The organism is Hymenobacter sp. CRA2 (assembly GCF_002007105.1).
In the GTDB taxonomy this organism is placed as follows: domain Bacteria; phylum Bacteroidota; class Bacteroidia; order Cytophagales; family Hymenobacteraceae; genus Solirubrum.
This window is the reverse complement of record NZ_MVBC01000002.1, coordinates 171,680-189,316: the sequence shown is the minus strand read 5'-3', so window position 1 is coordinate 189,316 and position 17,637 is coordinate 171,680. Positions and strand designations below refer to the sequence as shown.

16 protein-coding genes are annotated in these 17,637 nt (G+C 65.8%); 3 read left to right on the top strand and 13 right to left on the bottom strand.

The window, feature by feature from the left end; translation table 11 throughout:
- Nucleotides 1-35 precede the first annotated feature (35 nt).
- The 6 genes from B0919_RS04555 to B0919_RS04535 form a co-directional block, all read right to left on the bottom strand.
- Entirely contained in the window at nucleotides 36-953 is a 918-nt protein-coding gene (locus B0919_RS04555) for a hypothetical protein (RefSeq protein WP_139361907.1), read from the bottom strand.
- Between the two features lie 50 nt (nucleotides 954-1,003).
- Nucleotides 1,004-2,008, bottom strand: coding sequence for an alpha/beta hydrolase (locus tag B0919_RS04550; RefSeq protein WP_254846480.1), 1,005 nt, complete (start codon nucleotides 2,006-2,008; stop codon nucleotides 1,004-1,006).
- A gap of 291 nt (nucleotides 2,009-2,299) precedes the next feature.
- Nucleotides 2,300-2,437 carry a hypothetical protein gene (locus B0919_RS25120; protein WP_176132851.1) on the bottom strand — a complete coding sequence of 46 codons (138 nt, stop codon included), beginning with the start codon at nucleotides 2,435-2,437 and terminating at the stop codon, nucleotides 2,300-2,302.
- Nucleotides 2,438-2,681: 244 nt separating this feature from the next.
- On the bottom strand, nucleotides 2,682-3,353 hold the full coding sequence (locus B0919_RS25920) for a methylated-DNA--[protein]-cysteine S-methyltransferase (protein WP_078011035.1): 672 nt from the start codon (nucleotides 3,351-3,353) through the stop codon (nucleotides 2,682-2,684).
- A gap of 100 nt (nucleotides 3,354-3,453) precedes the next feature.
- On the bottom strand, nucleotides 3,454-4,281 hold the full coding sequence (locus B0919_RS04540; RefSeq protein WP_078011034.1) for a polysaccharide deacetylase family protein: 828 nt from the start codon (nucleotides 4,279-4,281) through the stop codon (nucleotides 3,454-3,456).
- Nucleotides 4,282-4,401: 120 nt separating this feature from the next.
- Nucleotides 4,402-5,481 (bottom strand): OmpA family protein, encoded by a 1,080-nt coding sequence (locus B0919_RS04535; protein WP_139361906.1) that lies wholly within the window; start codon nucleotides 5,479-5,481, stop codon nucleotides 4,402-4,404.
- Nucleotides 5,482-5,793: 312 nt separating this feature from the next.
- Between B0919_RS04535 and B0919_RS04530 the strand changes: the two genes are divergently transcribed.
- Entirely contained in the window at nucleotides 5,794-6,297 is a 504-nt protein-coding gene (locus B0919_RS04530) for a hypothetical protein (RefSeq protein ID WP_078011032.1), read from the top strand.
- Between the two features lie 95 nt (nucleotides 6,298-6,392).
- Here the strand turns inward: B0919_RS04530 and B0919_RS04525 are convergent, their stop codons facing one another.
- From B0919_RS04525 to B0919_RS04500, 6 genes are all read right to left on the bottom strand, one after another.
- Entirely contained in the window at nucleotides 6,393-7,265 is an 873-nt protein-coding gene (locus B0919_RS04525; protein WP_078011031.1) for an aldo/keto reductase, read from the bottom strand.
- Nucleotides 7,266-7,427: 162 nt separating this feature from the next.
- The gene (locus B0919_RS04520) at nucleotides 7,428-8,378 is read right to left on the bottom strand and encodes a hypothetical protein (protein WP_078011030.1); all 951 of its coding nucleotides are present in this window, start codon (nucleotides 8,376-8,378) and stop codon (nucleotides 7,428-7,430) included.
- A gap of 108 nt (nucleotides 8,379-8,486) precedes the next feature.
- Complete coding sequence (locus tag B0919_RS04515) at nucleotides 8,487-10,313, bottom strand: peptidoglycan D,D-transpeptidase FtsI family protein (RefSeq protein ID WP_176132850.1); 1,827 nt, start codon at nucleotides 10,311-10,313, stop codon at nucleotides 8,487-8,489.
- A 113-nt stretch (nucleotides 10,314-10,426) separates the two neighbouring features.
- Nucleotides 10,427-11,623 carry an MFS transporter gene (locus tag B0919_RS04510; protein WP_078011388.1) on the bottom strand — a complete coding sequence of 399 codons (1,197 nt, stop codon included), beginning with the start codon at nucleotides 11,621-11,623 and terminating at the stop codon, nucleotides 10,427-10,429.
- A gap of 392 nt (nucleotides 11,624-12,015) precedes the next feature.
- Nucleotides 12,016-12,795, bottom strand: a complete 780-nt coding sequence (locus tag B0919_RS04505) for an SDR family NAD(P)-dependent oxidoreductase (RefSeq protein WP_078011028.1) — start codon at nucleotides 12,793-12,795, stop codon at nucleotides 12,016-12,018.
- 9 nt (nucleotides 12,796-12,804) lie between these two features.
- Complete coding sequence (locus B0919_RS04500) at nucleotides 12,805-13,878, bottom strand: mandelate racemase/muconate lactonizing enzyme family protein (RefSeq protein ID WP_078011027.1); 1,074 nt, start codon at nucleotides 13,876-13,878, stop codon at nucleotides 12,805-12,807.
- Between the two features lie 675 nt (nucleotides 13,879-14,553).
- Between B0919_RS04500 and B0919_RS04495 the strand changes: the two genes are divergently transcribed.
- Together B0919_RS04495 and B0919_RS04490 are read left to right on the top strand one after the other, a co-directional pair.
- Nucleotides 14,554-14,880, top strand: coding sequence for a hypothetical protein (locus B0919_RS04495; protein ID WP_078011026.1), 327 nt, complete (start codon nucleotides 14,554-14,556; stop codon nucleotides 14,878-14,880).
- A gap of 302 nt (nucleotides 14,881-15,182) precedes the next feature.
- Nucleotides 15,183-16,739, top strand: a complete 1,557-nt coding sequence (locus B0919_RS04490) for a tail fiber domain-containing protein (RefSeq protein ID WP_078011025.1) — start codon at nucleotides 15,183-15,185, stop codon at nucleotides 16,737-16,739.
- Nucleotides 16,740-16,943: 204 nt separating this feature from the next.
- Here the strand turns inward: B0919_RS04490 and B0919_RS04485 are convergent, their stop codons facing one another.
- The gene (locus tag B0919_RS04485) at nucleotides 16,944-17,558 is read right to left on the bottom strand and encodes a hypothetical protein (RefSeq protein ID WP_078011024.1); all 615 of its coding nucleotides are present in this window, start codon (nucleotides 17,556-17,558) and stop codon (nucleotides 16,944-16,946) included.
- Between the last annotated feature and the right edge of the window lie 79 nt (nucleotides 17,559-17,637).

Here is a 17,637-nt window from a genome sequence, read left to right as displayed (position 1 = left end):
AGCAGGTCGGCGGGTTCTGGCGCTGCCGGGCGGCCCTAGCGCTGCCGGATCAGGGTGTAGCGCAGCGCGCCCGGCCGCAGCTCAAACGTGCTGGTATCTTCCTGCACGCGGTAGAGCCGGAGCGTGTCGCCGTGAAACCGGTAAGTCAGCTGCCGGGGCTGTTTCGAGGCGGCGTTTAGCGTGAGGTAATCCAGGTTCAGGTAGGGGCCCGTGAAGTCGTACTGCACCGCGTAGGTACGGGCGCCGGGCAGGCCACTCACCTGGCCCGTGGCATCGAAGCGCACCGAGTAGGGCCGCGCCAAGGAATCAACGCCCCGGTAGCGGCCGGCAAACAGGCGCTGGCGCAGCATCCATTGGGTGCCGTAGTCCAGTTCCGGAGCCTTGCCGCGTGGAATGGCGGCTTTACGGTAGGTGTTGGTGCGGAGAAGCTTGCCTCGGCGGGTATAGCTGTTTAGTACCAGCAGGGTATCTTGGCCCAGCAGCTGGTAGCGGAGCGTGTGGCTCATGCCCGGCTCGTTGGTGCTGATGCGCACGGGCAGGGTGGTCGTGCCGAGGCCCGGACGAAAAAGCAGGGTCGCCGTCATGCCCTCGTGGTTGTCGATGCCGAGCAGGAATTGCAGGGTATCGGCCTGCCGCTCGGCCGGGTTGAGCAGCAGCGCCGTGGGGGCATGGGCTCCACCGGGCATGTCGGCCAGCGCCCGACGGGGCGAGCGGGTGCGGCCGACGCGGTCCAGGTAATCCGCGTTCAGCCATACGCCCCCGACGATGGGCAGAAACCGGCCCGCGAGCTGCTGACTGCTTTCCGCCACGGTAGGGCCATCGGCGGCCGGCTTTTCAGGTGGCGCGTCGCCGGCCGCGCCGGAATTGATGCGGTCAGGCCGGGACTGGCAGGCGGCCAGCATCAGCAGGGCGCACAGCGGCGCCGACCAGGACGGGAACACAGAGCGTTTCACGGGTAAAAAGGTAGCGCGGCGGAATAAAGGCGGGCGCAAGGTAGCGGCAATTACCTGGCAGGCCCGCGGCCGAACACCCGGTTCAGAAAGTCGACGGTGTATTGCAGCGTCGGCTCAAACCACGGGTTGAACAGCGGGAAGGGGTGAGGGGCCTCCGGGAAACTGTGCACCTCGCTGTAGATGCCGAAGCCGTCGAGCTGGCGGCGCATGTCGTCGCGGCCGGCGTGCATGCGGTCCACGCCGCTGTTGATGAACAGGATGGACGGCGTCTGGGCCGACACGTGGCTGAGGGCGCCGGCCTCGTGCCAGAGTTCGGGCTTTTCGGTTTTGGAGGCCCCAAACCAGCGCGTGGCCGCTGAAGGGCCCTTTCGGTCGTCGCCCTCGCCCGACTCGGGATGGATGAAAGCCAGGGTGCCATCGGCGTCGACAATAGCCTGCACGCGGCTGGAGTGCGAGCGGTAGCACGAGCCCGCCTCGTACTGCGCCTCCCCGTTGGTGGTGCCCACGAGCGTAGCCAGCTGCCCCCCGGCCGAGAAACCCCACACCGCCACTTTGGTGGTGTCGATGGCGTAGCGGCGGGCGTTGGCCCGCAGCCAGCGGATGGCCGTTTTAAGATCCTGCACCGCCGCGGGGTACCGGGCCTCGGGCGTGAGGCGGTACTCGGCCGTAACGGCCACGTAACCGCGGGCGGCCAGCTGCTGGGCTAGCGGCACGTGCTGCGACCGGTCGCCGGAGGCCCACCCCCCGCCGTGGATGACGAGCACGGCCGGATACGTCTGCTTGCGCTTGGCCTTGGGGTAGAATACGTCCAGCTGCAGGGTGCGGCCGCCGGGCAGGGTGCAGTAAGGTTGAGCGAGGGCCGCGCGCACGTTCCTAGGCATCGGCGGCCGGGCCACCGTGATGTCGGGGAATTGCTTTTTGGCCTTGACGTAGGCGCTGTGGACGGTGAAAGACGTATCGCGCGGGGCGGGCTGCTGGGCCTGAACTGAGTGGGCGAGGCCTAAGCTGCCGAGGCCCACGGCCAGAAATAAGCTGCAACGGGAAAAAGAGGGCAAGGCGCGCATGGAAAAGCAGTAGGTCGGCAAAGAGCAAAGCTAATTTCTCGATTTCAGATCAGATGAGCTGAGCAGTTCACTTGCGCCGTGCCGCCTCCACGCCCTAGCACCCGCAGCTGGCTGCCGGGCATCTGCTTCTCACTGCGGATAAGCTGGAGGCCGCTGTTACTCAGGCGGAGTTGGTGGCGGTGCGTTGGGCGGGATGGGCTGCATAGGCTGCCGGGCAATAAAAAGCCGGCTCCCTGGATGGGGAGCCGGCGCGATATGAAGTAAGTCCCGGAAAAAACTGGATTAGCAGCAGTAGTCGCTCCAGTCTTCTTCAAGCGCATCAATGTGCAGCTTAAAGCGCAAGGTGCGGGCTGCCCACAGCCCCAGGGACCCTAGGCCACCCAGCAGCAACAACGTCGAAACGGCGGTGGTCTTTTTCATTGTCTATGTTCTATGTTGGTGTAGATCAGATTCTTGATGCAAAGATACTACGCAGTTGTTACATAATTGTTATGCATGCGTCATTGTTTGATTGCCGTTCCGCCTCAAACCAGCTTCCGGCGTAGCGGGGCTAGCAGGCCCGAGCCACTTCTCCATCGTGCGAAAGAAATGCGCGAAGTAGCCCATGATGCTGGTTTCAGCCGAGTAGTAAGCAGGCTGCAACCGGTAATGCAGTAAGGGCTACTTAGAGCAGCGAGGTCTGAAAGCCCTCGGCCGGCAGGTGGTGCTGCCGCTCCAGGGCCAGTAGGCGCTGCTTACGCCACAGGCCGCCGGCGTAGCCCGTGAGCTTGCCATCGGCGCCAATGACGCGGTGGCAGGGAATGAGGATGGCCAGCCGGTTTTGCCCGTTGGCTGCCGCCACGGCGCGTACGGCGGCGGGGCGCTGCAAAGCATTGGCCTGCTGGCCGTAGCTGCGGGTGCGGCCATAGGGAATGCGCTGCAGCTCGGCCCACACGGCCTGCTGAAACTCGGTACCCGGCGTCAAGAGCGGAACGGTAAATACCTGTCGTGTGCCAGCAAAGTATTCCGCCAATTGGGCGCGCAGCGTCTCGAAGTGCGGATTGGTGCCGGGGGCAGCAAGGGCGCCCAGGCGTTGGGTGAGGTCCAGCAGCTGTGCGTCCAGGGTAGGGCGGTCGGTGAATTCCAGCAGGCAGATGCCCTCGGCCGTGGCGCAGGCCAGCATGGGGCCCAGCGGAGTCGGGAGTTGCGTTTGGGTAAGGGCTGGCTCGGGCTGCTCAGGCGTTTGTGCCGGGGCAGGCTTTGCAGCGGGCAGCGGCGGCTGGTTAAACAGCGAATACTCCGCCGCGCTCAGGGCTGGGGCCTGGCTCGGGCTGGTGTTGGGGTGGGGCGTAGGCATAGGGCAGCGTGGCAAGTGACGATAGTGGTAAGGTACAGCCGCGGCCCGCAGTTCTGCTAGGGCAGCACCGGGTTTTGCACCGTCCCGGCTCCCAACCGCTTTACCGGGTCCCGGTGGCAGCGCCGCCGCTTTGCTGGGCGGCCTTGATCTTTGCGGCTACTTCCACCATCGGCGCCACCCAGATATCTTTTTCCTGCGCCTTGAGGTAGCGCAGCAGCTGGCGGTGCGCTTGCAGGTCCACGTTGAGGCTGTGCCCGCCGCCCACGCCGTGAAAGAGAAACACGAGCAGCTTGTGCTCCTGCTGGGCCTGCCTGACCATGGCAATGAGCTGCTCGCGGCTCGTCCCGTTGATCATCACGGCGTTGATGTTGCTCAAGTCCACTTGCGCCGCGGTCTGCAATCCGGTGGTGACGCCGCGGGCCGCCACGAAGTCGTTTTTCAGCTGCTCGTAGAAGTATACCCCGCCCATCTGCCGGTCGCCACAGGGGTAAGCGAAGGTGCGCTGGGTTTTGCCATCGATAGCAGTGAGCAGGGTGTTGGTGGCGCGGATTTCGCTCACGGCCCGGCTCACAGTGTATTTGCTCAGGTCGTTATCGGGCGTGACAAACGAGCGGCCCGGCAACGAGCCGTCACAAGGGTGCATCAGGGCGTGGTTGCCGAGCTCGTGCCCGCGCTGGGCCGCCCGGCGCCACTCCGGTAGGCGCTTGGCCACCACCGGCGAGGAACCGATGAGGTAAAACGTGCCGCGCAGCTTCACCGAATCCAGGGCCGGCACCACGCGGTCCAAATCGGCGTCGATGGCGTCGTCGTAGGTCAGCACCACGGCGCAGGACTTATTGTTCCAGGGCGTAGCAGTGGTTTGGGCAAGGCCAGGCAGGCTGCCGGCAAGCAGCAGCGTGGCAGTGGCAAGAAGATTCCGAAGGGCCATAGGTTGTGCGGTCAGCGGGCGGTCAAGATACGCGCCGGGGCGGGCTGGCAGGCCTATCTAGGCGGGTTTCGGGGCTGGCGGACCGCGGCTGATGTGCGGCACGGCGGGGCACCCGGCCGCTTACTTTACCTCCGCCACTTCTACCCGCCGGTTGCGCGCGTCGGGTGAGGGGTACAGGGGCCGCGTGTCGCCGTAGCCGATGGTGCTCAGGCGCTCGGCCTCGATGCCGGCCTTCACCAGGTACGCCTTGACGGCCTCCGCCCGCTGCTCGCTGAGCACCTGGTTTTTATCTGACTCGCCGATGCGGTCGGTGTGGCCGGCAATCTGCAGCTTGAGCGCCGGCCGTTCCCGCAGCTGCGCGGCCAGCTGGTTGAGGGCCGGCAGGCCGTCGGTGAGCAGCTCGGCCGTGCCCAGCTTAAAGAGCACCGTGGGCAGCACTACGGGCTGCTCCGTCAGGACGGGGGGCGCCGGCACGGGAGCCGGGGCGCGGCGGGTGGTGTCGAGCGGGGGCAGCGCCGGCTCGGTAGGAGGCGGAGTGGGCTTGGGCGTGGCGGCCGGCTTAGGCGCCGTACCCCCAACCTTAATGGTAATAGGCACCACGGCGCTTTCGCGCGTGGGGTAGTAGTTCTGCGTCAGGTAAAAAGTGGTGGTCTTGCTGAGCTTGGTGCGGTACTCGTTGCCGCTGTTGACCGGCTGCTTCAGGTCCGCGTCGGCGTACCAGCGCACGTTGCGGCCCGATACGCGAATGGCCGTTTCGGTGGCGGCCGGCACCGTGGCCGCCGATTTCAGCTTGACGCGGTAAAGCGTAAAGACGCCCTTGTCGCAGTCGCCGACGGGGTCGTAATCGGCGCGGCCAGTCAGCTTTTCCTCGGCCGCGTTGTAGGTGAAGCTGATGGCGCCTTCGCACCAGTGGCCAGAGAGTGTGCGGCCCGTTTCATTGAGCTTGCGCTGGTGCTCCAGGCGCATGCCGGTGCCGGTGGGCGTGGCCTGTACCTGAAACGTGACCGTGACGCCCGGCCGGCCGCCGGCTTCCTGGTACAGCACGCCGAATAAGCTGTTGCCCTTACCGTTCTGCACCCGCAGCACGGCCGGCCAGGTAGCGCCCGGTTCGTCGGGGTCGGTTTCTACGCCCTGCCAGATGCCAGCCAGGGATTGGGACTGGGCCTGCGCAGCCCCGCTACTCAGCAACAGAAGCAGCAACAGGCCGGCAGAAGAAAAAGGGCAGCGGGAGAGGAAAGGCCGGGTAGGGTTCATAGGCTTACCGATCCAACGTCAGCGGCGGGGCCAAAGTGCATGGTGGGCCGTTGGGACAGCCGAATATCGGTGGCGGTAACCATTGCGCGCAAGCCGCACGGCCCCGTCCGGCGGACCGGTAAGCCGCTGGACGCGGCAGTGTGTTGAGCCGGCGTAGCCATACCCGTAAAAACAGGTGCCGCTGGCAGCCGAGGCCGCTTGGTGCAGTTGGGCTGCTGTGCTTACCTTGTGCAACTTTAGCCACATTAACCCTACCGCATGAAATACCTTTTCACCCTTGTCCTATTCGTCTTCGTTCACCACGCGCAGGCCCAGATCGGGCTGCTGATGGGCGGTGTGCGAGCTGCTTCGGCCGCTGCTACCATCGCGGCGCGGCAGAAGAAAGCCCAGAAAAACGTTCAGCCTGCCGACGCAGCCGCACCGGCCACGCCTGCTGCGGGTCCGGGCGTGACGCCGTTTAGCTTCCGGGGGCAGTCGGTACCGCGCAAGCGCACCGAGGCCGCAACGTTTAAAGGAAAGGGCGGAGCCGAAATTCAGGCGCTGGAAGCCGCTTTGGAAGAAATCCACGTGGCATTTCAGGCTGATTCGGTGAAAGCCTTCCTCACCGCGGCTCACACCGAGGCCGTAATAGCTGCCAACCGCAAAGCCGTGGCCGTCCGCCCCAACTGGAACTACGCCCCGTACCAGCAGGAACTTGCTTTCTACCAGAAAGAAGAAGCCCGCCGGCAACAACCTGCCGGTCAGCCGGCGTCGGCCAAGTAAGCCGCCGCCCAACACAATGGAAGCGCTCGTTCCGCTAAGATGGAACGGGCGCTTCTTTCGTTTACGGCAGCAGGCACGCGGGCCTGCGGCGCTATCTACCCCAGGTACTCCATATCCTCGGCAGTCAGCTCAACGGCCTTGGCTGCCAGGTTTTCGCGCAGGTGTGCCAGCGAGGAAGTCCCGGGAATAGGCAGCAGCCACGGCGAGTGGTGCAGCAGCCAGGCAATATTGACCTGCGCCGGCGTGGCGTCGTGCTTGCGGGCCACTTCGGCTACTTTATTGAGCTGCTTGGGCAGGGCATGCAGCAAGGAGAAGAAGGGAATCAGCGGCAGCTGGTGCTGCTCGCACAGGTGCAGCACTTCCTCGCCGCCGGGGTTGGCGCCGTGGGGCAGCTGCACGGTGGTGCGCTGGGCGTAGCTGAACATGTTCTCCACCGTGGCAATGGGGCCGAGGCGGAGGCCGGCTTCCAAATCGTCGGGCGTGACGTTGCTGAGGCCCACGTGCAGAATCTTGCCTTGCTGCTGCATGTCGAACATGGCCCCGAGCTGCTCGTCGAGCGGCACCGGGCCTTGGCCCATCAGACGCAGATGCACCAGCTGTACCTGCTCCTGGCCCAGGGTGCGCAGGTTGTTGTCGATGCTCTGGCGCAGCTCTTCGGGGCGGTTGAAGGGCACCCAGCTTTTGTCGGGGCGGCGGGTTGCACCCACTTTGGTGCAGATAACCAGGTTGTCGCGGTAGGGGTACAGCGCCTCGCGGATGAGGCGGTTGGTCACGTCCTCGCCGTAGTAGTCGGCCGTGTCGATGAAGTTGACGCCGCTTTCCACGGCCGTGCGCAGGATTTCGAGAGCTTCGGGGCGGTTGGCCGGCTCACCCCAGATGTCGGGGCCGGTGAGGCGCATGGTGCCGTAGCCGAGGCGGTTGACCGTGAGGGGGTGCGCCGAGTTAGGCGCGATGGTGATGGTTGACATTGATAAAGTTGGTCGCAAGAGGGCAGTGACAGAATAGCCTTATAACAGCTGCTGCCGAAAAAAGGCTGGCGGCGGGTGGCACCACCGCAGTAGTTGAAAGCACAACGGCCCGTTCCGGGGTAGGAACGGGCCGTTTTTGGGGTCAGGGCAGGTGCAAAGCGGCTATTCGTTGCCGTCCGAAGCCCCGGTTTTCTTCGGACCGCCACCCAGCATGATGGCCAGGGACTTCATGCCGATTTGCATTTCGTCTTTGGCGTAGTCCAGGATGGGGGTATTGGCTTTGATTTGCAGCTCCTGCGGGGTCACCGGTCGGGACTGCACGCTGGCAAACTCGTACACCAGCTTGTGCTTACGCTCCTTATCAAAGTACACGACCAACTTCGTGATGCCGTTTTTCTCCTTGACGTACACCGGGTGCGCAAAATTCAGCATCTGCGGAATCTGGACCGACGTCCACACGTCCAGGGCTACCGGCTTCTGGCTCATGCCGCCCGGCTCGTCGGTGGCGGGGGCCGCGCCCGGTTTCAGGGTGTAGGTAGTTTTCTGGCTGGGGTAGCCGGCTACCGGGCTGGTTTCGGTGGTGGTTTTCAGCGTGTAGTCCTCTTCGGTCACCACGATGCTCTGCCAGGTTTTTTTCAGGGTCGCTGCGTTGTAGGTGTAGGCCACGCGCTCCGGGTTGGCCTGCGAGGCCAGCAGCATGGTGCCGGCGTTTTTGGCCCCGTCGAAGTAGTTTTCCAGGTGGTACGACAGCGCATCGGTGCTGACGCGGGCTTCCTGGCCCCGGCAGTAGATGGTGCCTTTGCGGGGCAGCATCATGGCGCCCATCACCAGGGCCGGGGGCAGCTTGGCGGCCTCGGCCTGCAACTGCTGCTGCTCGGCCGGCGTCAGCCGCATGGCCAGCTGCTGCACCTGCGCCTGCACGTTGCCCTTGGCCGGGTCGATCTGGCTCAGCAGCTTATCATAAGGGTTGCCCGGCAACGATACCCGGGTGGTGATTACGCCCTGCGTGAAACCGGCGGGCGGCGTGGTGGTAGGCACCGGCGAGGAGGCCGCTGCCATCAGTACCGCGGCAAAAGGGAACACGCCGAAAGCAACGAAACGACTGATGCGCATGAATGGGGAGAATGGAGGGAACAGACGTTAAAGCCGCGGCAAGCTATATAGATAATCCGTAACCGGTGAGCTTGCGGCCCGCCTGCCGTCCGTGCGCTCCACGCCCGATTATTCGCCCTGGGCCCGGCGCACGATGCGCTGTTCCCACCGCTTGCGCTTGGGCGCGACGTAGCCGCGCAGGTGCTTTTCCATCACCATTACGGCGCAGGGGGCCGCTGCCGTGGCCCCGAAGCCGGCGTTTTCGAGGTACACCGCCACGGCAATCTTGGGGTTGTTGGCCGGAGCAAAGCCCACAAACGCGGCGTGGTCGTCGCCCTCGTCGTTTTGCACGGTGCCGGTTTTGCCGGCCACAGTGATGCCCACGTCGGCCAGGCTGGAGGCATCGGCGGTGCCGCCGCGCTGCAGCACGGCCACCATGCCCGGTATCAGCGCCGCGAAGTGCACGCTGTCGATAAGGGTGCGGTGCTTGCGGGTGAAGCGCGGCAGCGGGCCGCTCGTGCCCACGCTGCGCACCAAGTGGGGCGGGTAGTACCAGCCGCGGTTGGCAATGATGGCGGCCATGTTGGCCATTTGCAGGCCGGTGAGGTTGATTTCGCCCTGCCCCAGGCTCAGCGAGTAAATGGAGCGGTAGGTCCAGCCGCGGGTGCGGCGGGCCTTGTCATAGTAGGCCGGAGTGGGCAGAAAGCCGGGTGCCTCGCGGGGCAAATCCACGCCCAGCACCGAATCCAGCCCGAACGAGCGGGCGTAACGGCGCCACTGGGCCAGATTGGCGTGGCGCGCGCCGATGGTGTCGCCGGCCAAGGTGTCGGGCACGCAGTCGATAAGGCGGCGCATGACCTGGTAGAAGTAGGGGTTGCAGCTGTACTTCAGGCCGGCGGTCAGGGTGTTGGCGGGGCGGTGGCGGTGCACGCAGCTCACCAGCGACTGGTCGCAGGCAAAGGCCGAGGCGGGCGTGATGGCGCGCATCTGCAGGGCCACGGCGGCATTCACCAGCTTAAACACCGAGCCGGGTGGGTTGGCCAGCATGGCGGGCCGGTTGAGCAGCGGCAGGTCTTCGTGCTCCAGCAGCTCGGCGCGGATGGCGGCCTGATCGGGAGCGGTGACGGTGGCGGCCTGGTACACCGGCGCCGACACGTAGGCCAGGATTTCGCCGGTGCGCGGGTCCAGGGCCACGAGGTAGCCTTTGCGGTTGCCAAGCAGCTTTTCGGCGTAAGCCTGCAGCTTCGCGTCGATGGTCAGGTGCAGGTCCTGGCCTTGCTGGAAGACAGTGTCCTTGGCCCAGCTGCCGTGCTGGCGGCCCTGCTTATCGAGCAGGGGGTGCAGGTAGCCGCGGTGCCCGCTAAGCAGGCCGTTGTAGTAGCTTTCCACGCCGCCGTTGCGCAGGCGGTAGAAGCGGCCCCGGCCCGTGCGCTTGGCCTGCCGGAAAAACGGCTGCGCCTCGGCGGCCGTGTAGCCCAGCACGGCCGCGCCGGCCGGGGTGGTGTAGGTGCGCCGGCGCTGCTCCAGCAGCGTCAGGTTGGGCACCGTGGTGCTGCTGTCGAGGCGTAGGCGCTCGGCTTCGGTGGCGCTGAGGCGCAGCTGCACCAGGGTGCCGGCGGCGCCCGGGTAGGGCAGCGCCTCGGCAACGCGCCGCCGCACGGTGGTGGAGTCCCAGCCGAGCAGTTCGCCCAGTTTCAGGGTATCGAGGGGGCCGCGGCGCGGCAGCTGCAACAGGTACTGCAGGCGAGTGGCCACCAGCACTGAGTCGTGGCGGTCGAGGATGCGGCCACGCTCGGGCACCTCGGGCAGCACCACGCGGCGGGCGGAGTAGCGGATGCGCACGTCCTCCAGCCCGGCCGTGGGCCCGCCGGATTGCTGGTCGGGTGAGGAGCAGGCGCTTAGGCCCACCAACACCGCCAGCAGCGTCTTTTTCCACTGATTGAAAGCCGTGCGCATAGAGGACAAAGCTAGGCAATTGCCCAGTTTGGCGGCCGGGCTTCTGGCTGAATCAGGCCCGCAGCTGCCCGAACGGCGGCGTATCCTAAGCGGCTGAGTGTGCCCGTCGGCGGTTACGATGCCGGGGCCGGGCGGCGGCCGATTTGGGTCAGCAGCCCCAGCACCGGGCCCACGGCCAGCACCAGAAAAAGCTGCTGCGGCGGCACCCATCCGGCCAGCCAGCTGGTGAGCTGAATGCTGGCAATGGTAATGGCGAAGCCCAGGCAGTTGACGATGGTCAGGGCCGTGCCGCGCGTGGTGTCGGGCGCGTTCTGCGCCACCAGGCTGGAAAACATGGGCGAATCAGCCACCACCACCAGACCCCAGAACAGCAGAAAGGCCAGCAGCCCGGCCGACGAAGCCCCCTGCAGCACCAGCGGCGACACCAGGCAGCACAGCCCCGACAAGGCCAGCGCTACCAGGGCCAGGGGGCGGGCCGGCACCGCCCGCGAGAGCAGCCCGCTGCCCACGCAGGCCAGCGCGCCCGCCCCGATCAGCCCAAACGACCAGGCGGCCACCGGCAGTGCGGCCGTGGGGTGGGTATGGTTGTAGCTGGTGAGCATCAGGGGCAAGAAGGCCCAGAAGGTGTACAGCTCCCACATGTGGCCGAAGTAGCCAAAGGCCGCCGCCCGGAAGGGCGGCAGCCGGAAGCCGCTCAAGAACGCGGTGAGTTGCAGGCGCTGCCCGGCGCGGCGATAGGGGCCATCGGGCACCAGTGCCCACATGGCCAGGCCACCCAGCACCGCCAGCCCCGAGGTGGTCCAGGCCACGGCCTGCCACGGCAGCTGCACGGCGCCGCTCTTGAGCAAGTGCGGAAACGCCGTGCCGAGCACCAGCGCGCCCACCAAGAAGCCCAGCCACTTGCCCAGGCCGGATGGGGCGTAGTCGGCGGCGATTTTCATGCCCACGGGGTAGATGCCGGCCAGGAAAAAGCCGGTCAGAAACCGACACGCCAGTAGGCTGCTGGCGTCCACATCGGGCAGGTTCAGGCCCAGGTTGCAGGCCGCGGCGGCCAGGGCGCTGAGCCCGAACACGCGGGAAGGCGAAAACCGGTCGGCCACGGCCAGCAGGGCAAACACCAGCGTGCCGGTGATGAAGCCCAGCTGCACGGCGCTGGTCAGGTGGGCCACGAAGGCGGCGGGTTGGTGCAGCGTGGCCGCCAACTCCGGCGCAATGGCATTGCCGGCAAACCAGAGCGAGGTGCAGAAGAATTGGGCCAGCACGATGACGGGCAGGGTGCGGGATGGGATGGGAGCGGAAACCCGGAGCATGGGTGGGAGCAGAGGAGAGGTCGGGGCGCTAAGATGCATCTGCCGCGAGGATTCGGCGGATGCCGTAGACGAATCGACCGGTTACTCCGTGTTGGGGAGCCGTCCTAATAAGTAACCCAAGTTGCGGAGCTAGAGCTAGCTCCCCTCCTCAGCTGATGAGGGGTTGGGGGTAGTTGAAAGGTTAGGGCTAGAATCTAGATGACATTCTAGCGTAAGGTCAACCACCCCTGGCCCCACGCCGCTTGATGCGCGGAATCATCTGAGGAGGGGAATTAGCTTCTATCTCTGGCTCCGCAACTTGGGTTAAGTAGAATCGGTTTCGTTGTCGGGTATACCGCCAGCCCAACCAGAAGCCACCTGCTAGAAGTAGTCTTCTCCGCAAAGCGGCCAGCTCAGAACCCAAAGGCCAGGGCCCCGCCGTCGACGCTGAAGTCCTGGCCGGTGATGTAGCTGGCGCCCGGCGAGGCCAGGAAGCAGACCATAGCCGACAGCTCCTCGGGGCGGCCGAAGCGGTGCAGGGGCATGCGCTGCAGGATTTTCTGTCGGCGGTCGGCGTCCATCACCTGCTGGCTCATCTCCGAGGGGAACCAGCCCGGCGACACGGAGTTGACCAGCACGTTGTCCTGGCTCCACTCCACGGCCAGGCCGCGCGTGATGCCCAGCACCGCCGACTTGCTGGAGCTGTAGGGCACCACTTCCGCAAAGCCCAGGTAGGAGGCCATGGAGGCGACGTTGATGATGCGGCCGATGCGGGGGGACTGGCGCAGGTACGGGAAGGCGGCGCGGCAGCAGCGGAATACGCTGGTCACGTTCACCGCGTGAATGGCGTCCCACTCGGCCGTCGTCAGCGCCTCGGCCCGCTTGCGCTGGGTGATGCCGGCGTTGTTGACGAGCACGTCGATGCCCCCGCCGGCGCCAATGTCGTCGAACACGCGCTGCACGGCGGCTTCGTCGGTCACGTCGAGGGGCAGGAAGGTGATGGTGGAGGGGACCGGGCCGGGGTGCTCCACCTTGATGCGGCCGGAGCGGCTCAGGGCGAAAACTTCGGCGCCGCACTCGGCCAGGGTAATGGCCTGGTCAAGGCCGAGGCCGCTGGAGGCACCGGTGACGATGACGCGCTTGCCGGCCAGGGAAAACAGCGCGCGGAGCTTGGAATCGGAGTTGGGCTGCATGGGGCGGGGCTAGATTTCGGTGAGCACGGCGTCCTTGAAGCTGAAGCCCCAGCCCGGCCGGTCGTGGGGGCGGGCCAGGCCGTTGGTTATCTGCAGGGGGTGGTCGATGAGCGGGTCAATCCAGTCGAACGACTCGGCGCCGGCCCCGTTCGGGATGGTGCACAGCAAGGGGATATCGTAGTCCTTGTAGTAATGGGGCAGCACCGGGATGTTGAAGCTGCCGGCCAGGGCGGCGCTGTTGCGCCAGGCTTCCACCCCGCCCAGGCGCAGAATGTCGGGCTGCCAGATATCGATGGCGTTGCGGGTGAGCAGCTCGCGCAGGGGCAGGGTGGAGTATTCCCGCTCGCCCATAGCCAGTGAGATGCCGGCCTGGTTGCGCAGCAAGGCGTAGCCCTGGAAGTCGTCGTGCGGAATGGGCTCCTCAAACCACTGAATGTGCAGCTCGCGGGCGGCGCGGGCCAGCGCCAGGGCGTTGGGCACGGTCATGCCCTGGTTGGCGTCCATCATGATGCCGATGTCGTTGCCGACGGCCTCGCGCACCAGCCGCAGGCGCTCCAGGTCCTCGCGCCAGTCGGGCTTGCCGACTTTGATCTTGACGGCCCGGAAGCCCCGGGCTTTGTAGCCGCTGACTTCGGCAATCAGCTCTTCGACGGAGTAGGAAATCCAGCCGCCGCTGCCGTAGATGGGCACTTCGGTGCGGGAGGTGCCCAGCACTTTCCAGATGGGCTGGCCCAGGATTTTGCACCAGGCATCCCACATGGCAATGTTGTAGGCGGCCTGCGCCCAGCGGTTGATGCCCTCCTGGCCGAAGTACTCGTTGGCGTGGTTCAGGCGCTCAAACACGCCCACCGTCTCCGACACCTCAGCCCCGAGCACCAGGGCGCCGACGTCCTTGACGGCCCCGGCAATGGCCAGCGGGCTGTACTGGAAGCTCAGTAGGTAGGACTCGCCCACCACGCCGGTTTCGGTGGTGATGCGCAGCACCAAAAAGGATATTTCCGTCAGGGTGTGGGTGGCGTCGGCAATGGGCTGGGCCAGCCGGGCCTTAGCGGTGAAGACGCCGAAGCTCTTGATGCGGTTCATGCGGGGGGAGGTAGGGTGGAAGGGCGCCGCTGGCAGGCGGGCGGCCGTTTGGTGAATGGCTGCGGCAAAGTAGCGGCGGCCGGCGGCCGGGGTGTCCTGTAGTGTCGGGTGGGGCGGTGCGCGGCCGGCTGCGCCTTGCTCGGCGGGTGTTTTCGGTTGGTCGGGAGGTGTTTTGCCTTGCTCGGCGGGTGTTGCAGGTTGCTTGGTGGGTGTTTTGGAGGCAAAAAATCATGGTATGTGGGAATGTTGCTATTGATGAGCGGGTCGGCTGCTTTGGGCTTAGTAGGCAAGGACTTACGACGCCGGGCGGAGCGCCTCCGTCAGTGATTGAATACTCGTGGAAATGAATCAGGACCGGGAAGACCAATTGGCCATGTGCGGGCAAGTAGTGACGTATCTGCAAGACCATCAGGCAGACATTGCGGTAAGTGAGGTAGCCGCCAAAAATGCCGCCGACGTAGTAGCGCAGTACGCGCTGATTGAGCAGAGGCGGGGCGGCACGGCCAAGCGCACCGCCCAACTCACCGGCGACGCCAAAGCAGCCAGGAAAACGCTGCTGGGGCCGCTGAGCAGCATTGCTACCCGCCTCGGTGACCACGACCTGCTGGCCTCTGCCACGCTTACCAGCAAGCAGCTGCGCAAGCTGCAGCCATTGGCCTTTATCGGGGCGATGCGGTGCTGGGCAGCGCCGCCCGCCCCGCCGTGGTGCCGGAGCTGGCCAAGCAGGGACTTACGGACAAGGCGCTGGAGCCGCTGCACGAGGCGCTGGTTACCTATAAAGCGGTCCAACCGGCCACGCGCAAAACCATCAACGAGCGGGTGCTGGCCGGGGCGGCCCTGGAAGGTTTGCTCGATGCGCTGATGGACGAAGTGCGCCACCTCGACGCGGATATGAAGGCTTTCAAGCTGCTGAACCGGGTGCTGTTCGACGGCTACCGGCCGGCGCGCAAGCTGGTGACGACGGGCAGCAAGGGCGGCAAGGTGGCCGCAAAGCCGCAGTAGTCGGGAAGGGTGGCAACGAAACCGGCCCGCGCCTCGGGGAGAGGGGCGGGCCGGTTTTGCGTTTCTCGGTAAGCTGGCGCGCGTCTGCGACGCGTGCCGACCGGTTTTGCGTCTGCGACGCGTCCGTTAGAACGATTCGTTGAACGAGCATCGACCAGACGGCGCGGCTGATGCGCGTCAGAGACGCGGGGCCGCTGGCACGCGTCGCAGGCGTGTGCCAGCGGGCGCCGGGTAGCGGACGATTATCGAATCCCAGCCCGCTCTATTGGTTACCTTTGACTCAGACCCTGTTGCTCCCCGTTATGAAACACCTGTTACTCCTGCTGGCCGCGCTGCCGGCTGCCATTGCCGTCCAAGCACAAGCGCCGGCCGGCTCGGTGGGAATCGGCACGGCCACCCCCAATGCCAAAGCGGCCCTGGATGTAACAGCCACCGACAAGGGCGTGCTGGTGCCCCGCCTGACCCAGGCCCAGCGCACGGCCATTGCCGCGCCTGTGCCCGCGGGCCTGCTGGTGTACCAGACCGATGGCATGCCTGGCTTCTGGTACTACGAAGCCACCGCCGGCTGGACCTCCCTCGGCGCCGGCGACAACCTGGGCAACCACACCGCCACCCAGACCCTCAACCTGAATGCGCAGCGCCTGTTGGGCACCGCGGCCACTTCCCTGGGCGACTCCACTGCCCAGGTCGAGCTGACCGCCAGCGTGGGCACGCAGAGCACCGCGCTTATCACGCGCAGCAACTTCGGAGCCCGCTACTCCCGCGTGATGCTCTCCGGCTACGGCAAGCTGCCCGAGGGTACCACGACAGCCAACGACTACGGTATCTGGGCCACGGCCTACCGCGGCGGCGGGTGGGCAGGCTTTTTCTCGGCGGGCAGCACCACCACGCCCCTGCGCTGGGTGGGCATCTGCCAGAACCCGGGCTACAACAACACTGGCTCGGCCATCCGCATCGTCGATGGCACGCAGGCCGCGGGCAAGGTACTGACGTCGGACGGCGTCGGCTACGGCACCTGGCAGCCCATTACGGCGGCCGGAGCCAACTTCAACCTGGGCCCGTACTACCTGGTGGGCAACGGTGGTAGCACGGGCCTGGCCATTACCAACACGGGCCGGGTGGGCATCAACGTCGCCGCGCCCTACTCCCAGCTGGCCAATACCGCCAGCAACATCATCGGCAGCGAAGGCTCTGGCGGCAACCCCGGCTCCCTGGCCTGGGCCGCCAGCCAAACCGGCTACGTGGGCATGTTTTACAACGCCAACGCCGCGGCCAACGCCTCCGGCCTGGCCGTCAAGATTGCCAACAACGGCACCACCGCCGCCCTTGACGTGAGCCAGGGGGCCAACCAGGACGTGGCGGGCGCCACGCTGCTGCGGGTGCTGGGCAACGGCAACGTGGGCATCGGCATGGGTACGCCTAGCTACAAGCTGGATGTGAGCGGCCAGATACGAGCCAACAACGTGGCCGTCACCTCCGACCAGCGCTTCAAGACCAACGTGCGGGCCATCAGCAGCCCCTTGGCCTCCGTGCTGGCCCTGCGCGGGGTGCGCTACGAGTGGAACGCGCTGGGGGTGCGCCATGGCGGCACGGCCGGCGCCAAGCAGGTGGGGATGCTTGCCCAGGAAGTGGAGAAAATCTACCCCGAGCTGGTGAGCACCGATGCCGAGGGCTACAAGGCCGTGAACTATGCCCAGCTCACGCCGGTGCTACTCGAAGCCATCAAGGAGCAGCAGCAGCAGATCGAAGCGCTGAAAACCCGCGCCGTCACGGCCGAAGCCCAAGCCACGGCCACCAGCGAAGCATTCGAAGCCCGGCTGCGGCGGCTGGAGCTCATCGGGGCGGAGGCGCACAAATAGGGGCATCACCTTTGGGCATCACGACACGGTCTGTGTTGAACTTACCCGGAAGCAATATCGCCCGGACGGAGGAGCTTTGCCTGGCGCGAGGTTAGCGCAGTATAACTCGTGACCAGCCTTGCCGGAAGGTTGCGCCCCGTCAGCACGAACCGCGCCGCCCGGCCGCCTCCGGGCGGCGCGGCACCGGCTGGTCGCTGGGGCGGCTTAGGCTGCGTGGAACTGCTCCCGCGACAAGTCAACGATGCGCTGTAATACGCCTAGCAAGGAGGGCAAGTCGCTGACTAAATACCGCCCTTCATCAAGTACAAATTCGTTGCCTTCGTACTTAAGAAAGCGCCATTCAATACCAGTGGTAGAGCAGCCGAACAGGGTGCGGGGCGAATGGCCTTCCAGCTCGTTGAGCTTGCGGGCGGCAATGAGCTGGGCCGCGCACTGGATAATGCCCTGCTCCAAATCCTGCTTCTTGGCCTCCGCAATGCAAAAGACCGGGGCCGTGATGAAGTCCTGAATGCGGCTGAACGAGCAAATGAAGCCACACTCGCCGCGCAGGCCCAGGGCCGGGTCGATGTCGAGGCTCATGCCCGAATAAATCGAAAAGGAGCGGTTGTTCAGCTCGCACAGCTCCAGCAGCACGGGCGTCACCAGCCGCTCGGAACGGGACTTTTCGCTGTTGAAGCCCACTTCCTGCCCGATACGGATGGACTGGCGCAGCCAGTCGCTCGGGGCTACTGGTGCTGCATCCGGAAAGAGGTGGTCGGCCCGGAAGTGTACCCCGAACTGTTGGCGCAGGTCGAAAACGGTGAAATCGGTGTAAGCCATAGCACCCGAAATTTACGCAATGCACCCGCAGTGTACGAGTAGCGCCGCCCGGACGACTCCGAGCGGCTGGCCGCTGGGG

Coding starts and splice junctions, on each gene's coding strand:
- B0919_RS25120 (WP_176132851.1), bottom strand. CDS start 2,437: ATGAAAAAGACCACCGCCGTTTCGACGTTGTTGCTGCTGGGTGGCCTA.
- B0919_RS25920 (WP_078011035.1), bottom strand. CDS start 3,353: ATGCCTACGCCCCACCCCAACACCAGCCCGAGCCAGGCCCCAGCCCTG.
- B0919_RS04540 (WP_078011034.1), bottom strand. CDS start 4,281: ATGGCCCTTCGGAATCTTCTTGCCACTGCCACGCTGCTGCTTGCCGGC.
- B0919_RS04530 (WP_078011032.1), top strand. CDS start 5,794: ATGAAATACCTTTTCACCCTTGTCCTATTCGTCTTCGTTCACCACGCG.
- B0919_RS04525 (WP_078011031.1), bottom strand. CDS start 7,265: ATGTCAACCATCACCATCGCGCCTAACTCGGCGCACCCCCTCACGGTC.
- B0919_RS04520 (WP_078011030.1), bottom strand. CDS start 8,378: ATGCGCATCAGTCGTTTCGTTGCTTTCGGCGTGTTCCCTTTTGCCGCG.
- B0919_RS04515 (WP_176132850.1), bottom strand. CDS start 10,313: ATGCGCACGGCTTTCAATCAGTGGAAAAAGACGCTGCTGGCGGTGTTG.
- B0919_RS04510 (WP_078011388.1), bottom strand. CDS start 11,623: ATGCTCCGGGTTTCCGCTCCCATCCCATCCCGCACCCTGCCCGTCATC.
- B0919_RS04505 (WP_078011028.1), bottom strand. CDS start 12,795: ATGCAGCCCAACTCCGATTCCAAGCTCCGCGCGCTGTTTTCCCTGGCC.
- B0919_RS04500 (WP_078011027.1), bottom strand. CDS start 13,878: ATGAACCGCATCAAGAGCTTCGGCGTCTTCACCGCTAAGGCCCGGCTG.
- B0919_RS04490 (WP_078011025.1), top strand. CDS start 15,183: ATGAAACACCTGTTACTCCTGCTGGCCGCGCTGCCGGCTGCCATTGCC.
- B0919_RS04485 (WP_078011024.1), bottom strand. CDS start 17,558: ATGGCTTACACCGATTTCACCGTTTTCGACCTGCGCCAACAGTTCGGG.